The sequence below is a fragment of the Pseudoflavonifractor phocaeensis genome (assembly GCF_016901955.1).
Taxonomy (GTDB): Bacteria; Bacillota; Clostridia; order Oscillospirales; family Oscillospiraceae; genus Flavonifractor; species Flavonifractor phocaeensis_A.
Genome location: NZ_JACJLC010000199.1, coordinates 1 through 1,023 on the forward strand (window position 1 = coordinate 1; position 1,023 = coordinate 1,023).

At 40.1% G+C, this 1,023-nt stretch carries 3 protein-coding genes; 1 reads left to right on the top strand and 2 read right to left on the bottom strand.

Annotated elements, in window-relative coordinates; translation table 11 throughout:
• Positions 1 to 657 (bottom strand): transposase (locus H6B51_RS17125; RefSeq protein WP_204884797.1); only part of this gene is annotated, 657 nt, incomplete at its 3' end.
• The gene (locus H6B51_RS17130; RefSeq protein WP_204884798.1) at positions 602 to 787 is read right to left on the bottom strand and encodes a hypothetical protein; all 186 of its coding nucleotides are present in this window, start codon (positions 785 to 787) and stop codon (positions 602 to 604) included. The genes H6B51_RS17130 and H6B51_RS17125, both read right to left, overlap by 56 nt.
• 45 nt (positions 788 to 832) lie before the next feature.
• On the opposite strand from H6B51_RS17130, the gene H6B51_RS17135 reads away from it, so the two are divergent.
• A partial coding sequence (locus H6B51_RS17135; RefSeq protein WP_204884799.1) for a hypothetical protein occupies positions 833 to 1,023 on the top strand: 191 nt, incomplete at its 3' end.

Genomic DNA, 1,023 nt, shown 5'->3' on the forward strand with positions numbered 1-1,023 from the left:
TAAGGCAGTAGAATCGCTGATTTCCTTATCAATATCAGGGTTGTCGGTTTTAGCTTCAACAATATCGGGATGAGCGGCTTTAAAGTCATCATCGAAGATTTGAATGTGTCTTGGGATACCGAGACCGTTGGTAACGATGGCGGCTTTAACGGCATAGCAAAAATGCCCGTTGATATATTGCTGTTTTGCATTGATACACTTATTAGCGGTATCGGGCAGAAAAGAATACACGCCGGCATAAGGGTTAAAGTTAGGCTGTGACTTATGCAAAGCTTTAGCCTGCTTGAGTTTGGTATTAAAGAATTTTGGATTATTCTCAGCAACAGGTAACTCAAAGCCGGTAGTATCAAAGACGAGATAATCAGCTTTCCTATCGTCAAGCTCACGGCAAATAGGTTCAGTGATATCGACAAGACGATGAAAGAAATCGGCAAGATGATCACAAAACTGCTGTTTAAAGAGAGTGATTTTAGAAGCATCGGGGACTTTAACGAAGCCGCAGAAATCACGAAGCTCTTTACTGAGTGAAAGGGTGCGGAGCATAGCGGAATCAGTATCGATGCCGATAATTTTTTGCAGAATGAAAAAGCGAATGAAGCTCTCAAGAGAGTAAATGCGTTTTCTGCCGGAATTTATAAAAGGCTCTGTAGAACTCATCAGGAATAAGAGAGCCGAGATCGAGATGCTCGTCGAGCAGATCAAAGAATGAGAGATCGCGCTCCTCAATAGCATCGGAAATATCAGAGTAAATATCGAATAAAGATATTTGCGAAAAATTATTACGCATGAAATTCTCTCCTTTTTGGGGTTTTTGAATGTTTTTGTTATATATATGGAGGGATTTCATTATATTTTAAGTGAAAAAAGTCGCATAAAACCTAAAAATTTTGGGTTTTGCAATCGACTAAAAAAAAGAAAACATAAAGGAGATGTTCTTATGCAAACAACAAAAACCATTACCAAACGCATATGGGGCGTGTTGCTTGCCCTGTGTATGCTGCTGAGCCTTATGCCCATGGCGGC